This window comes from Streptomyces collinus Tu 365 (assembly GCF_000444875.1).
Taxonomy (GTDB): Bacteria; Actinomycetota; Actinomycetes; order Streptomycetales; family Streptomycetaceae; genus Streptomyces; species Streptomyces collinus_A.
This window is the reverse complement of the sequence record NC_021985.1, coordinates 7744048-7759993: the sequence shown is the minus strand read 5'-3', so window position 1 is coordinate 7759993 and position 15946 is coordinate 7744048. Positions and strand designations below refer to the sequence as shown.

Here is a 15946-nt window from a genome sequence, read left to right as displayed (position 1 = left end):
AAGGCTCCTGACGTGACCCATCACCGCCGCCGCGCCGCCCGGCGCCGCGACCGCACTCGCCGGATCACACCCCGCACCCATTGGCTGCTGCTCAGCGTGTTCGCGGTCACCTTGTCCACGGCCCTGCTGCTCCAGGGCTACACCCACCACATGTTCGGCATCACCTCGGACGCCGTGACCGGCGTCCGGGGCAGGAGCGACATGGTGCCCGCCCGGGTGGCCCACGGCGGCCCCGTGATCGCGGGCGCCGCCACCTCTCCCCACACCGCCCGGGTGCGGCCCCGCACCATCGCGCTGACCTTCGACGACGGCCCGGACCCCACCTGGACGCCACGCATCCTGGAGGTGCTGCGCCGCAACCACGTGCACGCGACCTTCTTCGTCGTCGGGACCCAGGTCGTCGCCCACCCCGAGCTGGTCCGCCGTATCGTCGCCGACGGCCACCAGATCGGCATCCACACCTTCACCCATCCCGACCTGGCCCGTCTCGCCCCGTGGCAACGCTCGCTGGAGTTGCGTGAGACGCAGTTGGCGGTGGCCGGCGCCGCGGGGGTCACCACCGCACTGCTCAGGCCGCCGTACTCCTCGGAGAACGGCGCGCTGGACGACGCCGACTGGTCCGTCCTGAAGCAGGCCGACGCGGCGGGTTACGTCACGGTGCTGTCCACCCAGGACGCCGAGGACTGGCAGCGCCCCGGTGCGCGCCGCATCCTCGCGAACGCGACACCACACGGGCACGGCGGGCAGGTCCTGCTCATGCACGACGCCGGCGGCGACCGCTCCCAGACCGTCGCCGCGCTGGCTGCCCTGGTCCCACGCCTCAAGGCGCAGGGCTTCAGGTTCGCGACGGTCTCCGACGCGGTCGGCATGGCCGCACCCGTACAGCCCGCCGGCCTGGGCGATCACCTGCAAGGACTGGCCCTCGTCAGGGCCCTCCAGGGCGGTGACCGGGTCGTCCGGCTGCTGGGCTGGCTGATGTACGCGGCAGGCGCGATCAGCGTGCTGCGCGCGGCCGTCGTACTGACAGCCGCCCGGCGGCACCGCCGCCTGCGGGCGGGCGGACCCGACCGGTCCTGGGGACCACGGGTCACCGAGCCGGTCAGCGTCATCGTTCCCGCCTACAACGAGAGCGCCGGGATCGAGGCGGCCGTGCGTTCGCTGCTCGCATCCGACCATCCGGTCGAGATCATCGTGGTCGACGACGGGTCGACCGACGGCACCGCCGATCTGGTGGAGGCACTCGGTCTGCCGGTGCGGGTGATCCGCCGGCGGAACGCGGGCAAGCCCGCCGCCCTCAACAGCGGGCTCGCCGCCGCCACCTGCGACCTGGTGGTCATGGTCGACGGCGACACGGTCTTCGAACCCGACACCGTCCGCACCATCGTGCAGCCTTTCGCCGACCCCCGCGTGGGGGCCGTCTCGGGCAACGCCAAGGTCGTCAACCGTGGCGGCCTGCTGGGTCGCTGGCAGCACATCGAGTACGTGGTCGGGTTCAATCTCGACCGCCGCCTGTTCGACCTCGCCGAATGCATGCCGACCGTGCCCGGCGCGGTCGGCGCGTTCCGCCGCCGGGCGCTGCTTGACCTCGGCGGAGTCAGCGACGTCACCCTGGCCGAGGACACCGACCTCACCATGGCCCTGTGCCGGAACGGCTGGCGCGTGGTGTACGAGGAGGGCGCCAAGGCATGGACGGAGGCTCCGGCCTCTTTGAACGCCCTGTGGCGGCAGCGCTACCGCTGGTGCTACGGCACCCTCCAGGCGATGTGGAAGCACCGCGGCGCGCTCGTACAACGCGGCGCCGCCGGGAAACTGGGCCGCAGGGGCCTGATCTACCTGCTTCTCTTCCAGGTGCTGCTGCCCCTGCTCGCACCCGCGGTGGACATCTTCGCCCTCTACGGGCTCGTCTTCCTCGACCCGGTCCGGATCATCGGGCTGTGGCTGACCTTCCTGCTGCTGCAACTCCTGATGGGCCTCTACGCGTTCCGTCTGGACGGCGAACGCCCGGGCCCCCTGTGGAGCCTGCCGCTGCAGCAGTTCGTCTACCGACAGCTGATGTACCTGGTCGTGATCCAGTCCGTGTTCACCGCCGTCTCGGGCTCGCGCCTGCGGTGGCAACGCATGGAACGGTACGGAAGTCTGCAGCCCCCGGTCGGCGCTCAGCCACTCCCCTCCGACCTCACCCGGGAGGAGCCTCCCGCGGCATCCACCCCGCGATGACTCCCGTCAGCAGGGACGGGTCGTGATGGAGGGCCCGGGCGTCGGGACCGAGGCACCTTCCCGGCAGAGGTGCGGGCCGGGGACGATCTCACGGTGACCGGCGCCGATGACACGACCCGTCAGGTGCTCATCCGCTCTCTGAGGCGGCGACGGTTCAGGCTCCGCCCCCGACGGCCTTCCCCGGGGCTCGACAGGTGCTGCCTGTCGTGAACAGCGCCCGGGTGGCGAAAGATTGGCGGTCTGCTGGTCCGCCTCTGTCCATGTGCTGGGCCGTCTCTCAACAACGGGTTCCTAGGGTCGTGGTCATCCCCCGAAGGCCCGGTTCCACCGCCTTCGAAACCGCGAGACTTCCCAGCGTTTGGAGACTCCCTGATGCGTGTTCTGTCCCGCCGTGCCGTGCTCGCCGCTCCCGCTGCCGTGCTGATGTGGGCACTCGTCGCCTGCGGCGGATCCGACTCCGGCTCCGGTTCCAAGGCCGCTGACACCCAGCAGCAGGCGCAGAGCGCCGACGGCGCCGAGGCGGCCGGCGGTGACACCGACGACAGGACGGAGCCGCCGCTGACCGGTGAGGTCAAGCGGAAGGCCGAGGCCGCGGCGCTCGGCGCGTACCCGGGCACCGTCGTGAAGTCCGAGGAGGACGCGGAGAAGCCCGGCATGTACGCGGTGGAGGTGAAGCAGGCCGACGGCTCCTCGATCGAGGTCTACCTCGACAAGTCCTTCAAAGTCACCGACACCAAGAAGGAGGGCACCGAGGAGGCCGACGCCGGCTGACGGGGACGTCCGAGCCGTAGGGCGGGCGACCCGATGTCATTCGAGGTCGCCGACCGCTCAGCCGCTTCCGCCGGACGTCACGACCGGCCCCGCGTCGCCCGGTGGCAGCACGAGCACCGCCGCCGCACCCACGCAGACGAGTTCCCCGTCGGATACCGGCGTGAGCCCGAACACCGGGGAAGAAGACGGACATGAGGAGCAAGGACGCGAGGACGGCGACGATCGCATCGTCCCGTTCGCCTTCTCCGATCCCTGGTGGCTTCCCCTGAACCCCTCAACTCTCCTGACACAGCTGTGCGAGCCTGGCGCCATGCGGCTGCTGCTCATCGAAGACGACGACCGAATCGCAGGCCCTCTCACCGAGGGCCTGGGACGCTACGGGTTCGCTGTGGACCACGTCCGCACCGGCACCGCCGGGCTCGCCGCCACCGCGACCTCGCCGGACCTGGTCCTGCTGGATCTCGGTCTGCCCGACATGGACGGCCTGGACGTCTGCCGCACCCTCAGGGCCCGCTCCGCCGTCCCCATCATCATGATCACCGCGCGGGGCGAGGAGGCCGACCGTGTCGTCGGCCTGGAGCTCGGCGCCGACGACTACCTCGCCAAGCCCTTCGGCGTGCGGGAGCTGATCGCCCGCATCCGCGCCGTCACCCGCCGGGCCGGCGCCCCCGCCTTCACGCCGACCGGACCCGCGCGAACACCCGAATCGCATCGGCCGGCCTCCGGCGCGCAGGTGTTGGGGCCGCTGACCCTCAACCGCCGCACCCGCGAGGTCCATCTCAACAGCCGGCAGGTCGCCCTGACGCCCCGAGAGTTCGACCTGCTCGCCTTCCTCGCCGACGATCCGGGCACGGTGTGCACCCGGCAGCAGATCATGGACACGGTCTGGGACCCCCACTTCTTCGGCCCCACCAAAACCCTCGACGCGCACGTGGCCGCCCTGCGCCGCAAGCTCGGCGACCCCGGATGGGTCACCACCGCCCGCGGCGTCGGCTTCCGTCTCACCGTCCCCCGCGAACCCGGCGCCTCAGAGGCGGCCGAATGACCCGCCGCCTCCTCCTCAGCTACCTCGCCCTGGCCGCACTCGTACTGGCCGGGCTGGAGATCCCCCTCGGCTACATATACGCCCGCGGCGAGACCTCCCGTGCCTCACAGAGCGTGGAACGCGACGCCTCCACGCTCGCCGAGGTCGCTGAGGAGAACATCGAAAAGGGCCGGCTCGACGCGCTGCCGGACGTTGTCGGTGACTACGCCAACCGCACCGGCGCCCACGTCGTCGTCACCGACAGACAGGGCATCGTCCTGGCCGACTCCGATCCCGCCGGCCGCGCTGGGAGGAGCCTTGCCGATCAGCCGGACATCGCCCGCGCCCTGAACAACCAGCCCACCGTCACCACCACGACGGACGGCGCCGGCCGTGACGTGCTGTCCGCGACCATGCCCGGCTCCTCCGGCACCACGATCCGCGGCGCCCTGCGCCTGACGTGCCCCCTGGACCAGGTCAGCACCCGCGTACACCGCATCTGGGGCGCCTTGGCCCTCGCCGCAGCCTGCATCCTTGCCGCGGTCGCTCTGATCGCCTTCAGCCTGGCCCGCTGGATCACCCGCCCCCTGCGCACCCTGGAAGCCGCGACCACCCAACTCGCCCACGGGCACCTGGCCCACCCGCCCGACGCCACCACCGGACCGCCCGAACTGCGCCGACTGGCCACGTCGTTCAACCACACCGCGACCCGGCTCCAGCACCTCCTCGCGTCCCAGCAGGCGTTCGCCTCGGAAGCCTCCCACCAGCTGAAGACTCCGCTGACCGCACTGCGACTGCGGCTGGAGAACTTCGAGCCCCACCTGGACCCGCGCGCGCACGGCAGCCTGGAGGAAGCCGTCGGAGAGGTCGAACGCCTCGGCCGTATGGTGCAGGGACTCCTCGCGCTGGCCCGGCTGGAGAACACCGCGACCACCCCCGAACCCGTCGATCTGGACGCCGTCCTCACCGACCGTGTCGCCATGTGGGAGCCACTGGCGGCCGAACAGTACGTGACCCTCGACATCACCGGCCCGCCCACCGGCCATGTGTGGGCGATCCCCGGCGCCCTGGAACAGATCATCGACAACCTCCTCGCCAACGCTCTGCGTGTCTCCCCACCCGGCACCACCATCACCCTGCACCGCGTCCCCGGCAGCGAACTCCACGTCATCGACCAGGGGCCCGGCATGAACGACACGGACCGCGATCGCGCCTTCGACCGGTTCTGGCGCTCCTCCGACTCTCACCACGACGGCACCGGCCTCGGCCTGCCGATCGTCCGCCACCTCGTCGACGCCTCCGGCGGCACCATCACGCTCCACCCCGCCCCCGGCACCGGCCTCGACGCCCGCATACGGCTGCGCCCCGCCCCTGCCCGCCGGAACAAAGTGTCACCGCCGGGAGAGGACTTCGGCGCGCGCCGCGGCCGCAGCCGTCACACAGAGCCGGCCGGCCGCGGCTTCGATGCGTGAAGAGCACGGTCGGTCGATGTGGCGATAGCTTGCTCCTCATGACGGCTGAGGGCGAGGCGCTGGTCGGCGGGATGGCGAACGCGGGGGCGGTCTTCCGCCGGGGTGAGTCGGTGGAGCGACCGGCACCGCGCAACGCCCGTGCTCTGCATGCCTATCTCCGTGCGTTGAGGGTGCATGGCTTCGACGCGGCGCCGGCCCCTGTCGGTCTCACCGCGGATGGCCGTGAGCGGCTGACGTTCATCCCCGGTGACGTGGCCCTGCCGCCGTTCCAGGACTGGGCGATGGGGAGTTCCGCCCTCGAATCGGTGGGCAGCCTGCTGCGGCGTCTGCATGAGGCCGGCGCGGCCGTCGCGGTGGACAGCCGTGCCGAGTGGCCCTCGGACCTCGCCGACCCGGAGGGGGGAACGATGCTGTGCCACAACGACGTGTGCCCGGAGAACGTCGTCTTCCGCGACGGCCGTGCCGTGGCCCTGATCGATTTCGACTTGGCGGCCCCGGGCCGTGCGCTCTGGGACATCGCCATGACCGCCCGCTATTGGGTGCCCATGCTTGATCCCGAGTCCGCGGCCGCTCTTCATCCCCCCGGGCTTGATGCGGCCGCGCGGCTGCGGATTCTTGCCGACGGCTACGGCCTCCCGGCCGCGGGCCGCGCCGAGTTGTCTGGCGTCATCGAGCAGGCCACGGCGGTCTGCAGGGCCTTCGTCGCCCGCCGCGTCGCCGGCGGAGACTCCGTCTATCTCCAGGCGTTGGCCGAGCGTGGTGGATGGGAACGCTGGGACCGCGTGCAGACCTGGCTGGTGGACCACCGCAAGAGCTTCACGGCCGCCCTGCTGAGCTGACCGGCCCGGACGTCCGAGGACGAACCCCTCGGGTGTCCATCGGCCGGAGTTCGTCCTCGGCGGCGGCCCGGAACCGGGAGGCGGCCTTCGTCCCGTGGCCGTGCAGGGGCGGTCTCAGGAACCGCACAGCGGGCACTCCGGGCGCGCCGGATGTCGTACGTCGACCAGTTGGTCGGGAGCGATCAGGTTGAGGCCCCGCACATACCCCGGTGCGCGCCTGCCCGTTCCCGTGAGCAGCGAGACCACCTCATGGGCGATCAGCTGTCCGGATATTCCCGCGGACGGGGCGAGCACCCCGGTACCCCCCAGGTCCGGGTGCCAGCCGGGCTTGAGCTTCGCCTCCTCCCCCGCACCGACGCATTCGAAGCAGGGACCGGCGGGACCGTACACGCCGACGGTCACCAGCGGGCCGTTGTATCCGGCGGTCACCCAGGGGACGCCCTGTGCGGCACACACCCGGTTGGTCATCTTGGCGATGAGGTCGTTGCGCGGCTCGTCGGCGCACAGAGCGAAGACATCGCAGTCCGAGACGAGTTCTGCCAGCGCCTTCTCGGTGTCCACCATCCGGATGTCGCAGGTGAAGGAGCCCGCCGAGTTGACCGAGCGCAGACGCTCGACCGCGACCTGGGCCTTGGGCCTGCCGAGGTCGGCTTCGCCGTACAGTACCTGCCGGGTCAGATTGGACACCTCGACGCGGTCCGGATCGACGAGGTGCAGGCTGCCGACCCCTACGGCGGCCAGCGCCCATGCGGCGTGGCTGCCCGTGCCGCCGACACCCAGAATCCCCACGCGCGCGTTCTTGAGCCGCCGCTGCGCCGCCCACGGGTCGCTGCCCGGTCGCAGGTCGATACGCCGGAAATAGGCGTGGTTGCGGCTGTATCGCTCCGTCTCATCGCCGGTGAGGCCTTCGGGGTGTCCACCGGCCGCGTCTTCGAGGTAGCCGGTGTCCAGCAGCGCCTTGACCATTCCCCGTGCGCCGCTGTCGCCCAACGACGGGTGCCGTGCGGCCAGTTCCGCCTCGATACGCTCGACCGGGGTGGCTCCGTCCATCAGGCTCAGCGCTTCCCAGACCCAGCCGTGCGGGTCGGTGATCTCCGCTGCGATTCCGTACAGTTCGCCGCCGATCCGGATGGTTCCGTCGTCGAATCGATGGGCTGTGTGCTCGGGTTTCACCCGTGGATGTGTCACGACCACCACGCTCCTTGAGAGCCGTGCCGGTGATCCCGAGGAATCACCGGCACGAACCTTTCCTACCTGACGATCGACTTGTTCTGGATGGTCTCGATCTTGTCGAGCAGACGGATCTCGAGGAGCTCGGTCTGCGCCGTCGCCTCGGCCTCGCCGGGCGCGATCGCTTCCTCGTCCTGTGTGGCGTGGATGTTGTCCTGCACGATCTTTCTCCCTCTTTGTGTTGATCTCTCCCGCGGATGCGGAAGTCCATGGGCGATCGACGCCGTTCCTGCACGTGAGTCGTCACCCCACGGCGGCGAGGCGGGCGCCGGTCATCCCTGCCGCGACCTCGGCGTCGAAGGCGGAACCGGGTTCATTCAGGACAGGTTCAGCAGCAGGTCTGGTACCGGCCCCGGCGCCTCGCGCCGGCTACTGGAAACGATTCGTGACGCCCGCAGCCCGCAACTGCGGTTGTCGGAGGAACGTTCTCTGCATTCAGGGATTCACCTGCCGGACTTCCTACCGGCCCGGCCTGCTCCCACTCTTCACGGCCGTACTTTCCAGGTCCTTTCGGCGTTCTTTCCGCCGACGACGCCCGCGGCCACCCTGTTCAGGGCGGCAAGCAGCCGTCTGTGGAAGCCGGCCACCGAGTCGTCACCAGACACCCTTGCGGATGATGGGCTGAAGACGGGCCTCAGTCCTGTGGCTCCGTCCAGGCGGCCTCCGGGCTGGGCCGTCCTGCCGGGCGGCGGCCGCGCGGCTGCTGTGGTTCGGGCAGCACGGGGGCGGGCGGCAGCGGGCGGTCCACCGGTTCGTCGGCGGTCACGGTCATCGGTTCTCCGTGGTGCAGCACCTGAAGCGGGTCGCCGTCGACCAGTCGGTAGCGTGCTCTGGTCTGATCGATGTCCACGTTCAGCCTGCGTCCGTGCACCGCCACCGTGAACGCCACCCTGGACAACGCCTCGGGCAGGCGCGGAGCGAACCCCAGCAGGTCCGCCCTTCCGTCCTTGAGGTGCCTTTGCAGGCCCCCGAATCCGGCGACCAGCGCGATCCACGTCCCTGCGAGGGAGGCGATGTGCAGTCCGTCGCGGGTGTTGTGCTCCAGGTCGTCCAGGTCCATCAGCGCGGCCTCGCCGAGGTAGGCGTAGGCCAGCCGCAGATGACCCGTCTGCGCGGCGAGCACCGCCTGGCAGGCCGCCGAGAGGGAAGAGTCGCGGACGGTCAGCGCCTCGTAGTAGGCGAAGTTGCGTTCCTTCTCCTGGTCGGTGAACGCATAGGGGCACTCCAACATCGCCAGCACCACGTCGGCTTGCTTGATCACTTGTTTGCGGTACAGATCGAAGTAGGGGTAGTGCAGCATCAGCGGGTAGTTCTCCGGCGGGGTCGCGTCGAAGTCCCAGCGCTGGAAGTGTGTGAACCCGGCCGACTGTTCGTGCACGCCGAGGCTCTCGTTGTACGGCATCGCCATGCGGGCCGCGGCGTCCCGCCAACCGGCGGCCTCCTCGTCGTCGACCCCCAGTTCCTCGGCGCGCTCCCGGTGACGCGTGACCACGTCCGCGGCGGCACGCAGGTTCTGCCGGGCCATCAGATTGGTGTAGAGGTTGTCCCGGGCGATGGCGCTGTACTCGTCCGGTCCGGTGACCCCGTCGATGTGGAACACGCCCTGCGCGTCGTGGTGTCCAAGGGAGCGCCACAAGCGGGCGGTCTCCACGAGCAGGTCGAGTCCCTCGTGGCGCTCGAACTCCTCGTCGCCGGTCATCGCCACGTAGCGGACCGCGGCCATGGCGATGTCGGCGTTGATGTGGAAGGCGGCGGTGCCGGCCGGCCAGTAGGCGGAGCACTCGGCGCCGTCGACCGTCCGCCAGGGGAACACCGCCCCGGCCAGACCCAGTTGGCGGGCGCGTTCCCGGGCCGCCGGGAGCGTGCGGTGGCGCCATCGCAGCGGCGAGGGAACGGTGTCCGGCACGGTGAAGGTCAGCACCGGCAGGACGTAGGACTCGGTGTCCCAGAAGCAGTGTCCGTCGTACCCGGTTCCGGTGAGTCCCTTGGCGGGAATCGCCCGGTTCTCGCCGCGGGCCGCGGCCTGGAGGACGTGGAAGAGGGCGAAGCGTACCGCCTGCTGGATCTGCGCGTCGCCCTCGACCTCGACGTCCGCGCCGGCCCAGAACCGGTCCAGGTAGTCACGCTGGGCCGCGACCAGGCCGTCCCAGCCGGTGCTGATCGCGGCGGCCACCGCGCCGTCCACCTGGTCGTGCACGGCCGGCAGCGACCGCTCCCCCGACCAGCCGTAGGCCACGAACTTGACCAGGCGCAGCGGTCGTCCGGGCACCAGGTCCGCGGTCACCGTCAGACGGCTGACGTCGGGCTCGCACTGCGCGGTCCAACGGGTGCTCTCCGGACCCTCGACGAGGTGGTCGGCCGCAGCCGCGACCCGCAGCCCGCTGACGCCGGTACGGTGCACGAGCCGCAACCGGGTGTCCTGCGCGAAGGACTCCTCGGCCACCAGTGGGGACTCGGTCGCCGCGGCGACGCGCGGATCGCCCTCGACGCGGGGCAGCTGCTCGTTGGCGACCAGCTCGGACTGCACGGCGACCGTGGTCGGACCGTCGAGCGGCTCTACCTCGTACACGATCGCGGCGACCGCGCGCTGGGTGAAGGAGACGAGCCGCTGTGAGGAGATCCGCACCGTACGGCCGTCGGGCGAGACCCATCGCGCCGTCCGGCTGAGGATGCCCGAGCGGAAGTCCAGGGAACGCTCGTGCGCCAGCACTTGCCCGTAGCGCAGGTCGCACGGGTGGTCGTCGACCAGCAGTCGGATGATCTTGCCGTCGGTGACGTTGATCATCGTCTGGCCGGACTCGGGATACCCGAATCCGCCCTCGGCGTAGGGCAACGGGTGCCTCTCGTGGACACCGTTGAGGTACGCACCGGGCAGCCCGTGCGGTTCCCCCTCGTCCAGGTTCCCGCGCCACCCGATGTGCCCATTGGAGAGGGCGAACACCGATTCGCTCTGGGCGAGGACGTCCAGGTTCAGCTCGGTCTCGCGCAGGCTCCACGGCTCGACCGTGAAGCTGGGATGGGTGATCACCGTGCCTCCAGGAGTTCATCCAGGTCGCGGACGACCACATCCGCGCCGTGCGCCCGCAAGTGCTCCGCCTGGCCGACCCCGGCGACCCCCACGACCAGGCCGAACCGTCCCGTCCGCCCCGCTTCGGCACCGGCGAGCGCGTCCTCGAGCACAGCGGCCGCGTCCTCGTCCACCGCCGGCGCACGGCCCGCCGCAACGGTCGCCACCAGGAAGTTGTTCTTCCGGGTGCCGGGCCCGTTCACCGTCTGCGTCCGCGGCTGGCCGTCCGGTGCGCCTTCGGGCAGCCGCACCCCTCGCGCGGCGAGGAAGGTACGCACGCCGTCCTCGCGGGGCCTGCCGTTCACGGACTCGCCGTAGTCGTGAACGGCGTCGAAGGGCACGTACGCCGCCCCCTCGCGTGCCGGGCGCTCGCGGAGACAGTCGTCGAACATCTCCTTCCAGGCAGCCGCGTGCGCCTTCGCAGGCTGGGCGAGCACCCCGTCGGGGTCGAACGGGCAGACACGGACGCGAGCAGGTAGCCCCAGCATGCCGCCGAGGCTAGAAGCCGTCGTCGGACTACGGGACGAAGACACTCCCCCGCACGTGGCAAGGCACCCACTCGGTCCACGCGGCGGTAGTTCGGAGGTGGCGGTGACGGGGGTGCAGGGGGGCCACCGCGGTCCGCTACGGCGACGGCTGGCCCGACCGGGTACGGGCCGGCCGCCCGCCAGGGCGTCGACTTCGTCCTGACGCCTCCGGTGCGCGGTGCAGCTGGCCAGCACACGGGGCATCACCGTCATCGGAACGGCCGGTGAACGCGACATCCGCCGTTGGCGGCAGCTACGGCGAGTACGCCCTGCTCGACGGGCCGGTGGCCAAGCCCGGATCCCTGTCGTGGGAGACGATCCCAGGACCTCCTCCCCCACGACCACGCCGGCGCCCTCGCCGACCGCGTCCACGACACCGGCGGCATCGAGGCCGGGGGTCACGGGAAAGCGGGCCGGGGCGGTGCCGGCCATCAGACCGGCGCGGATCTTCAGGCCGAGTGGGTTGACGGAGGCGGCCCGCACGCCGCCTGGAGCAGGCCGGCTTCGTGCGCCGCCGCCCCTGCGCCACCGCCAAGCGCGCCTCCCTCATCGAACCCACCGCGGCCGGCCACGCCCTGGGCCGGGACAGCACGGCTCGGGGATCACAGGGTCAGCGGGGCAGGCCGATGTACTGGCCCATGGCGGTGGCCGCGTGGGTGAAGAAGGCGGCCGGGTCGGCGGCGACGCCCGCGATATGGCCGTTGACCTCGAAGCCGACCATGCCGTGCAGCTGGGTCCAGACGATCAGCATGCGGGTGATGACCGGGGTGGGCAGGCCGCTCAGCATGCCCTGGGCCAGCGGCTCGATCGTGCGGGCCATGCCCTCGGACAGCTCGGGCGCGGGCACGTGGTCCACGGCGAGTTCGCCTGCCGCCAACGCCTCGCGGACCAGGCCTAGCAGGACCAGGACCGTGCGGGCGCCCGCGGCCATCGTCTCCGGCGGGGCGTCGTAACCGGGCACCGGGCGGCCCCAGATCAGCACGTACTCCTCGGGGTGGGCGAGCGCCCACGCGCGGACGCCCTCGCAGCACGCGACCCAGCGGCCCAGTAAGTCGGCACCGGCCTTCTCCGCCTCGGCCGTGGCCCGCTCCGCGCTGTCGCCCATCGCGTTGTAGGCGGCCAGCACCAGGTCGGTCAACAGGGCGTCCCGATCCGGGAATCGCTCCTCGATCAGGTTCGGGTCGACGCCCGCCGCGCGGGCCAACTCGTCCGGATCCAGGTCGACGCGGTGCCGGGCCGCGAGGCGGCCGCCCGCCTCGGCCTTCAGCCGGGAGACGGCCGCCTCGGGGTTGTCCTTGCGGGGGTCATGGGCTTCGGAAGTCGTCATGATCCAGACCCTGTCAGAGGTTCCGCATCGCGTCGATTACATGGCGGGTAATGCGGCGTGCATGCGGCCAGTTCTGGCCAAGGGGTCACGACACAGGGCCCGTCCTGTCTGACGAGGAATCCTGGGCCGGTTCGCGGTGCCAGCGGCTCAATGCGACGAGGTGGGCTCCGGCCTTCCAGCGAGAGGCGAGTTCGTCGGCCCCGGACCGTTCACGGGACCGGCCGGAGCAGCTGCGCGTGTCACGGTGCCCTACAACCGGCCGGATACGGGATCCGCCGCTGGCGCTTCAGCGAGTGCAGGCACAGGCTCGTGACGCCGTCTTCGCTGTACTCCGGGTAGGCGACGTAGTCCCGCGACGCGCAGGGGCCGTCCGTCGGGTCGACGACGTGGTACTGCGCCTCGGGGTGCGGGGGCGGCGGCGTGCTCAACTGGAGCCTCTCCAGGGGGACAAGTCGGAACGGCACAGCACCCCACTCGGTGAGTTGTGCCGGCATCGGTCCGCACACGCGGCGACCGCATGACCGCCACACCGGCACACGATCACTGGCGTAATGCCGTTCAGGGCTGGAGGAAGGAACAGGTCGGCCGAGGCATCGCCGCGGGCGCCACGAAGACCCGGAAGGCGCAAAAGCCGCCGACGGGGCGATCACGTCCCGCTGGAAGCGGCGGCATTCGTGCGGGCGGTGTCGGTGGCGGTGGTCATCGCACCGAGGAAGCGTTCGACGGTGCCGAGTTCCTCCGGGGTGAAGGCGTCCATGGCGGTGAGCAGTGTGCCGATGGCGGGGCCGAAGAACGACCAGCCCAGGTCGACCGCCCGTGGTTCGACAGTGAGCAGGACCCGCCGGCGGTCGGTGGTGTCGCGTTCGCGGCGGACCAGGCCCAACCGCTCCAGGCGGTCGATGAGGGTGGTGGTACCGGCCGAGTTGAGATGGAGCCGTTCACCGAGCCGGCCGGGTGTCATGGGGCGTTCGGCCCGCGCGGCGTCGAGCAGGGCGATCAGGGCTCGCAGATCGGTGGGATGCAATCCGTGGCGGGCTGCGAACCCCGCGGCCAGCAGGTCGAACTCGACGGTGACCGCGCGCAGTTGATGGACCAGTCGCAGCCGGGGGTCCTGTGGAGTCTCCTCGGTGTTCATTGACGCACCATCCTCTCGCCGGCTTAGTATCTCGCTCAGCGAGAGAATACGTCATCGATCTGCCGAGGAGCCGGCGTGTCCGACACCTATTTCGCCGCCTACGACGCGCTGCTGGCCCGCTGGCCGTCCGGGACCGCAGAGCTGACCGTGCCGACGTCGTACGGCCCGACCCGGGTGCACGCCTACGGCCCGCCGGACGGCCCGCCCCTGGTGTTGCTGCACGGCGGCGGGGCCACCGGCACGGCGTGGTTCGCCAACGCCCCGGCGCTGGGTTCCCGGCACCGGGTCTACGCGGTCGACATCCTCGGTGACGTCGGCCGCAGTGAACGCGCCGGTCTGCCGCTGCGCACGCCCCGGGACCTCACGGCGTGGCTCGACGCCGTGCTCGACGGGCTGAGCCTGCCGGCGGCCGCCCTGTGCGGGCACTCGTACGGCGGCTGGGTGGCCGCCGCATACGCACTGCACGCTCCGCATCGGGTGCAGCGCCTCGCGCTGCTCGACCCGACCCAGGTGTTCGGCGGATACCGGCCGGGCTACCTGCTGCGCGCACTGCGGATGCTGCTGCGGCCCACCGAGCGGCGAGTCGGCGCGTACCTCGACTGGGAAACCGCGGGTACCCGTGTGGACGAGGACTTCAGACGCCTGTACGTACTGGGTGCCACCCTGCGAGGGCGAAGCCGCCCGGTGGTGGGGCGGACGCTGGACCCGGCGCCGCTCACCATGCCGGTGCTGGCGCTGTTCGCCGGGCACAGCCGGGTCCACGACGCCGAAGCGAGGGCCGACCGGGCCCGTCAGCTGCTGCCACAGGCCAAGGTCCACGTGCTGCCGGGGCTGGGGCACCACGCGCTGCCCGTCGCCGGCGCCGCGTCCGTGGACGCGATCGTGCTGGACTTTCTCGGGGCGCCGTCCGCGGAGGGATGAACCTTCCGCGCCGGGCCCGCGTCTTCCTGCGCGACCATCCCCCCACACGCAGGAGAAGAAGCACACCGTGGACGACAAGGCCGCTGAGCGGACCGACGAGCCGAACCACGTCGCGGAGCCCTGGTGGACGGACCTGGGAACATGGGGAGCCGTCGCATTGATCGCTCTCGGAGCCATCGCTACAGCATGGGTCTCTCTCCGGCTGCCCGGCACCCCACGGGAGCCGGCGCTCCGCTACTACGGGGCCGCCAAGCTCATCGCCATCGGGCTGGTAACCGTCGGATGCACCCTGATGAACCGACGCCGTGGCCGGCCCGCGACAAGCGACAGCTCGCACAGGTGCAGAGTGAACGGCACAGGGCGCGCGGAGGGCGGACGACGGCGGTGACGGCGCCGGGTCAGCTGAACGTGTCGCAGTTGGCGACGCGGCCGGAGCGGTAGCCGGTGGAGAACCATTGCCGGCGCTGGCTCGCGGAGCCGTGGGTCCAGGTGTCGGGTGTGACCTTGCCCTGGTAGCGCTGCTGGATACGGTCGTCTCCGACGGCGGCGGCCGCGTCCAGCCCGCGGTTGATGTCGTCCTTCGTCAAGTCGGTGATCAGTGGCTTACCGCTCGTGGGGTCGGGGGTGGTGGTGGCGTGGTGGGCCCACACTCCGGCGTAGCAGTCCGCCTGCAACTCGAGTTTCACCGAGCCGCTGTTCTGGCCCTTTCCGCTGCCGCGGGAGATCGTTCCGCTGAGGTCCTGGATGTGGTGGCCGTATTCGTGCGCGATGACGTAGGCCTCGGCGAACGGGCCGCCCTTGGCGCCGAACTTGCTGCTCAGGTCTTTGAAGAAGTCGAGGTCGAGATAGACCTTGTCGTCGGCTGAGCAGTAGAAGGGGCCGACGTCGGAAGTCGCGTTCCCGCAACCGGTGTTCACACTGCCGGTGAACAGGAACGTGGGGGCCTGCTGGTAGGGCTCGCCGGCGGCCGTCTCCGTCTGCTTCCAGAATGCCTGCACGCTGTCGACCACGGCGACGATCCGGCACTCCTCCTTGCGGTTGGCGTCGACACCGGTCCGGCACTCCGCCGCGAGGTCCGCGGCCGGCTTGCCGGACGAGGACGTGTCGCTGCTGCCCGAGCCGAACATGCCGGGGTCGACACCCAAGAGCACGGACACGACCAGCACCACGAGCCCGACCAGTCCCCCGCCGACGGTCTTCCCGCCGCCCGGGATCCCGCCCAGCGCGCCTCCCCGCCCGTCCGCGACCTCGGACGTGTCCAGAGCAGCATCGTCGTCGAATTGCATACGTTGACCCTCCCTCGAGCAGCGCGCCGGACCACCCCGCGTCGTCCCGCTCGCCTACCCCGTACGAGGGCATCCTCATCCCGTCTTGTTCCTGCTCCGCCTCTTGGAGGAACACGACGGGCGGCCTCCG

General features: G+C 71.0%; 13 protein-coding genes and 1 pseudogene. 6 read left to right on the top strand and 8 right to left on the bottom strand.

Annotation, left to right across the window (positions count from 1 at the left end; genetic code table 11):
• Positions 1 to 12: 12 nt before the first annotated feature.
• The 5 genes from B446_RS33575 to B446_RS33555 all read left to right on the top strand — a co-directional run bounded on the left by B446_RS33575 (position 13) and on the right by B446_RS33555 (position 6323).
• Positions 13 to 2217, top strand: coding sequence for a bifunctional polysaccharide deacetylase/glycosyltransferase family 2 protein (locus tag B446_RS33575; protein WP_020937682.1), 2205 nt, complete (start codon positions 13 to 15; stop codon positions 2215 to 2217).
• A gap of 372 nt (positions 2218 to 2589) precedes the next feature.
• Positions 2590 to 2988, top strand: a complete 399-nt coding sequence (locus tag B446_RS33570) for a PepSY domain-containing protein (protein ID WP_020937683.1) — start codon at positions 2590 to 2592, stop codon at positions 2986 to 2988.
• Positions 2989 to 3298: 310 nt separating this feature from the next.
• Positions 3299 to 4033 carry a response regulator transcription factor gene (locus B446_RS33565; RefSeq protein ID WP_020937684.1) on the top strand — a complete coding sequence of 245 codons (735 nt, stop codon included), beginning with the start codon at positions 3299 to 3301 and terminating at the stop codon, positions 4031 to 4033.
• Positions 4030 to 5484, top strand: coding sequence for an ATP-binding protein (locus B446_RS33560; RefSeq protein WP_020937685.1), 1455 nt, complete (start codon positions 4030 to 4032; stop codon positions 5482 to 5484). Before B446_RS33565 ends, B446_RS33560 begins: the two co-directional genes overlap by 4 nt.
• Before the next feature lie 38 nt (positions 5485 to 5522).
• Positions 5523 to 6323 (top strand): phosphotransferase, encoded by an 801-nt coding sequence (locus B446_RS33555; protein WP_043477266.1) that lies wholly within the window; start codon positions 5523 to 5525, stop codon positions 6321 to 6323.
• A gap of 114 nt (positions 6324 to 6437) precedes the next feature.
• Here the strand turns inward: B446_RS33555 and B446_RS33550 are convergent, their stop codons facing one another.
• The 7 genes and pseudogenes from B446_RS33550 to B446_RS33525 form a co-directional block, all read right to left on the bottom strand.
• Complete coding sequence (locus B446_RS33550) at positions 6438 to 7511, bottom strand: HesA/MoeB/ThiF family protein (protein ID WP_078614869.1); 1074 nt, start codon at positions 7509 to 7511, stop codon at positions 6438 to 6440.
• A gap of 62 nt (positions 7512 to 7573) precedes the next feature.
• Complete coding sequence (locus tag B446_RS39360; protein WP_158506733.1) at positions 7574 to 7714, bottom strand: hypothetical protein; 141 nt, start codon at positions 7712 to 7714, stop codon at positions 7574 to 7576.
• A gap of 473 nt (positions 7715 to 8187) precedes the next feature.
• Positions 8188 to 10581: a glycoside hydrolase family 65 protein gene (locus tag B446_RS33545; RefSeq protein ID WP_020937688.1), complete on the bottom strand. Its 2394-nt coding sequence runs from the start codon at positions 10579 to 10581 to the stop codon at positions 8188 to 8190.
• Positions 10578 to 11108, bottom strand: a complete 531-nt coding sequence (locus B446_RS33540) for a hypothetical protein (protein WP_043474535.1) — start codon at positions 11106 to 11108, stop codon at positions 10578 to 10580. The genes B446_RS33545 and B446_RS33540 overlap by 4 nt, the downstream gene beginning before the upstream one ends.
• 420 nt (positions 11109 to 11528) lie before the next feature.
• Positions 11529 to 11579 (bottom strand): annotated as a pseudogene (locus tag B446_RS41205) (hypothetical protein); the annotation flags it as partial.
• A gap of 178 nt (positions 11580 to 11757) precedes the next feature.
• Positions 11758 to 12474 carry a TetR-like C-terminal domain-containing protein gene (locus tag B446_RS33535; RefSeq protein ID WP_020937690.1) on the bottom strand — a complete coding sequence of 239 codons (717 nt, stop codon included), beginning with the start codon at positions 12472 to 12474 and terminating at the stop codon, positions 11758 to 11760.
• A 646-nt stretch (positions 12475 to 13120) separates the two neighbouring features.
• Positions 13121 to 13609, bottom strand: coding sequence for a MarR family winged helix-turn-helix transcriptional regulator (locus tag B446_RS33525; protein WP_020937692.1), 489 nt, complete (start codon positions 13607 to 13609; stop codon positions 13121 to 13123).
• Positions 13610 to 13684: 75 nt separating this feature from the next.
• On the opposite strand from B446_RS33525, the gene B446_RS33520 reads away from it, so the two are divergent.
• Positions 13685 to 14530, top strand: a complete 846-nt coding sequence (locus B446_RS33520) for an alpha/beta fold hydrolase (protein ID WP_020937693.1) — start codon at positions 13685 to 13687, stop codon at positions 14528 to 14530.
• 398 nt (positions 14531 to 14928) lie between these two features.
• On the opposite strand, the gene B446_RS33515 is transcribed toward B446_RS33520, so the two are convergent.
• Positions 14929 to 15816, bottom strand: a complete 888-nt coding sequence (locus B446_RS33515; RefSeq protein WP_020937694.1) for a neutral zinc metallopeptidase — start codon at positions 15814 to 15816, stop codon at positions 14929 to 14931.
• Positions 15817 to 15946: the final 130 nt, after the last annotated feature.

Excerpts from the sequence above, each read along its gene's own strand:
- B446_RS33565 (WP_020937684.1), top strand. The coding sequence starts at position 3,299 with ATGCGGCTGCTGCTCATCGAAGACGACGACCGAATCGCAGGCCCTCTC.
- B446_RS33540 (WP_043474535.1), bottom strand. The coding sequence starts at position 11,108 with ATGCTGGGGCTACCTGCTCGCGTCCGTGTCTGCCCGTTCGACCCCGAC.
- B446_RS33570 (WP_020937683.1), top strand. The coding sequence starts at position 2,590 with ATGCGTGTTCTGTCCCGCCGTGCCGTGCTCGCCGCTCCCGCTGCCGTG.
- B446_RS33555 (WP_043477266.1), top strand. The coding sequence starts at position 5,523 with ATGACGGCTGAGGGCGAGGCGCTGGTCGGCGGGATGGCGAACGCGGGG.
- B446_RS33525 (WP_020937692.1), bottom strand. The coding sequence starts at position 13,609 with ATGAACACCGAGGAGACTCCACAGGACCCCCGGCTGCGACTGGTCCAT.
- B446_RS33515 (WP_020937694.1), bottom strand. The coding sequence starts at position 15,816 with ATGCAATTCGACGACGATGCTGCTCTGGACACGTCCGAGGTCGCGGAC.
- B446_RS33535 (WP_020937690.1), bottom strand. The coding sequence starts at position 12,474 with ATGACGACTTCCGAAGCCCATGACCCCCGCAAGGACAACCCCGAGGCG.
- B446_RS33560 (WP_020937685.1), top strand. The coding sequence starts at position 4,030 with ATGACCCGCCGCCTCCTCCTCAGCTACCTCGCCCTGGCCGCACTCGTA.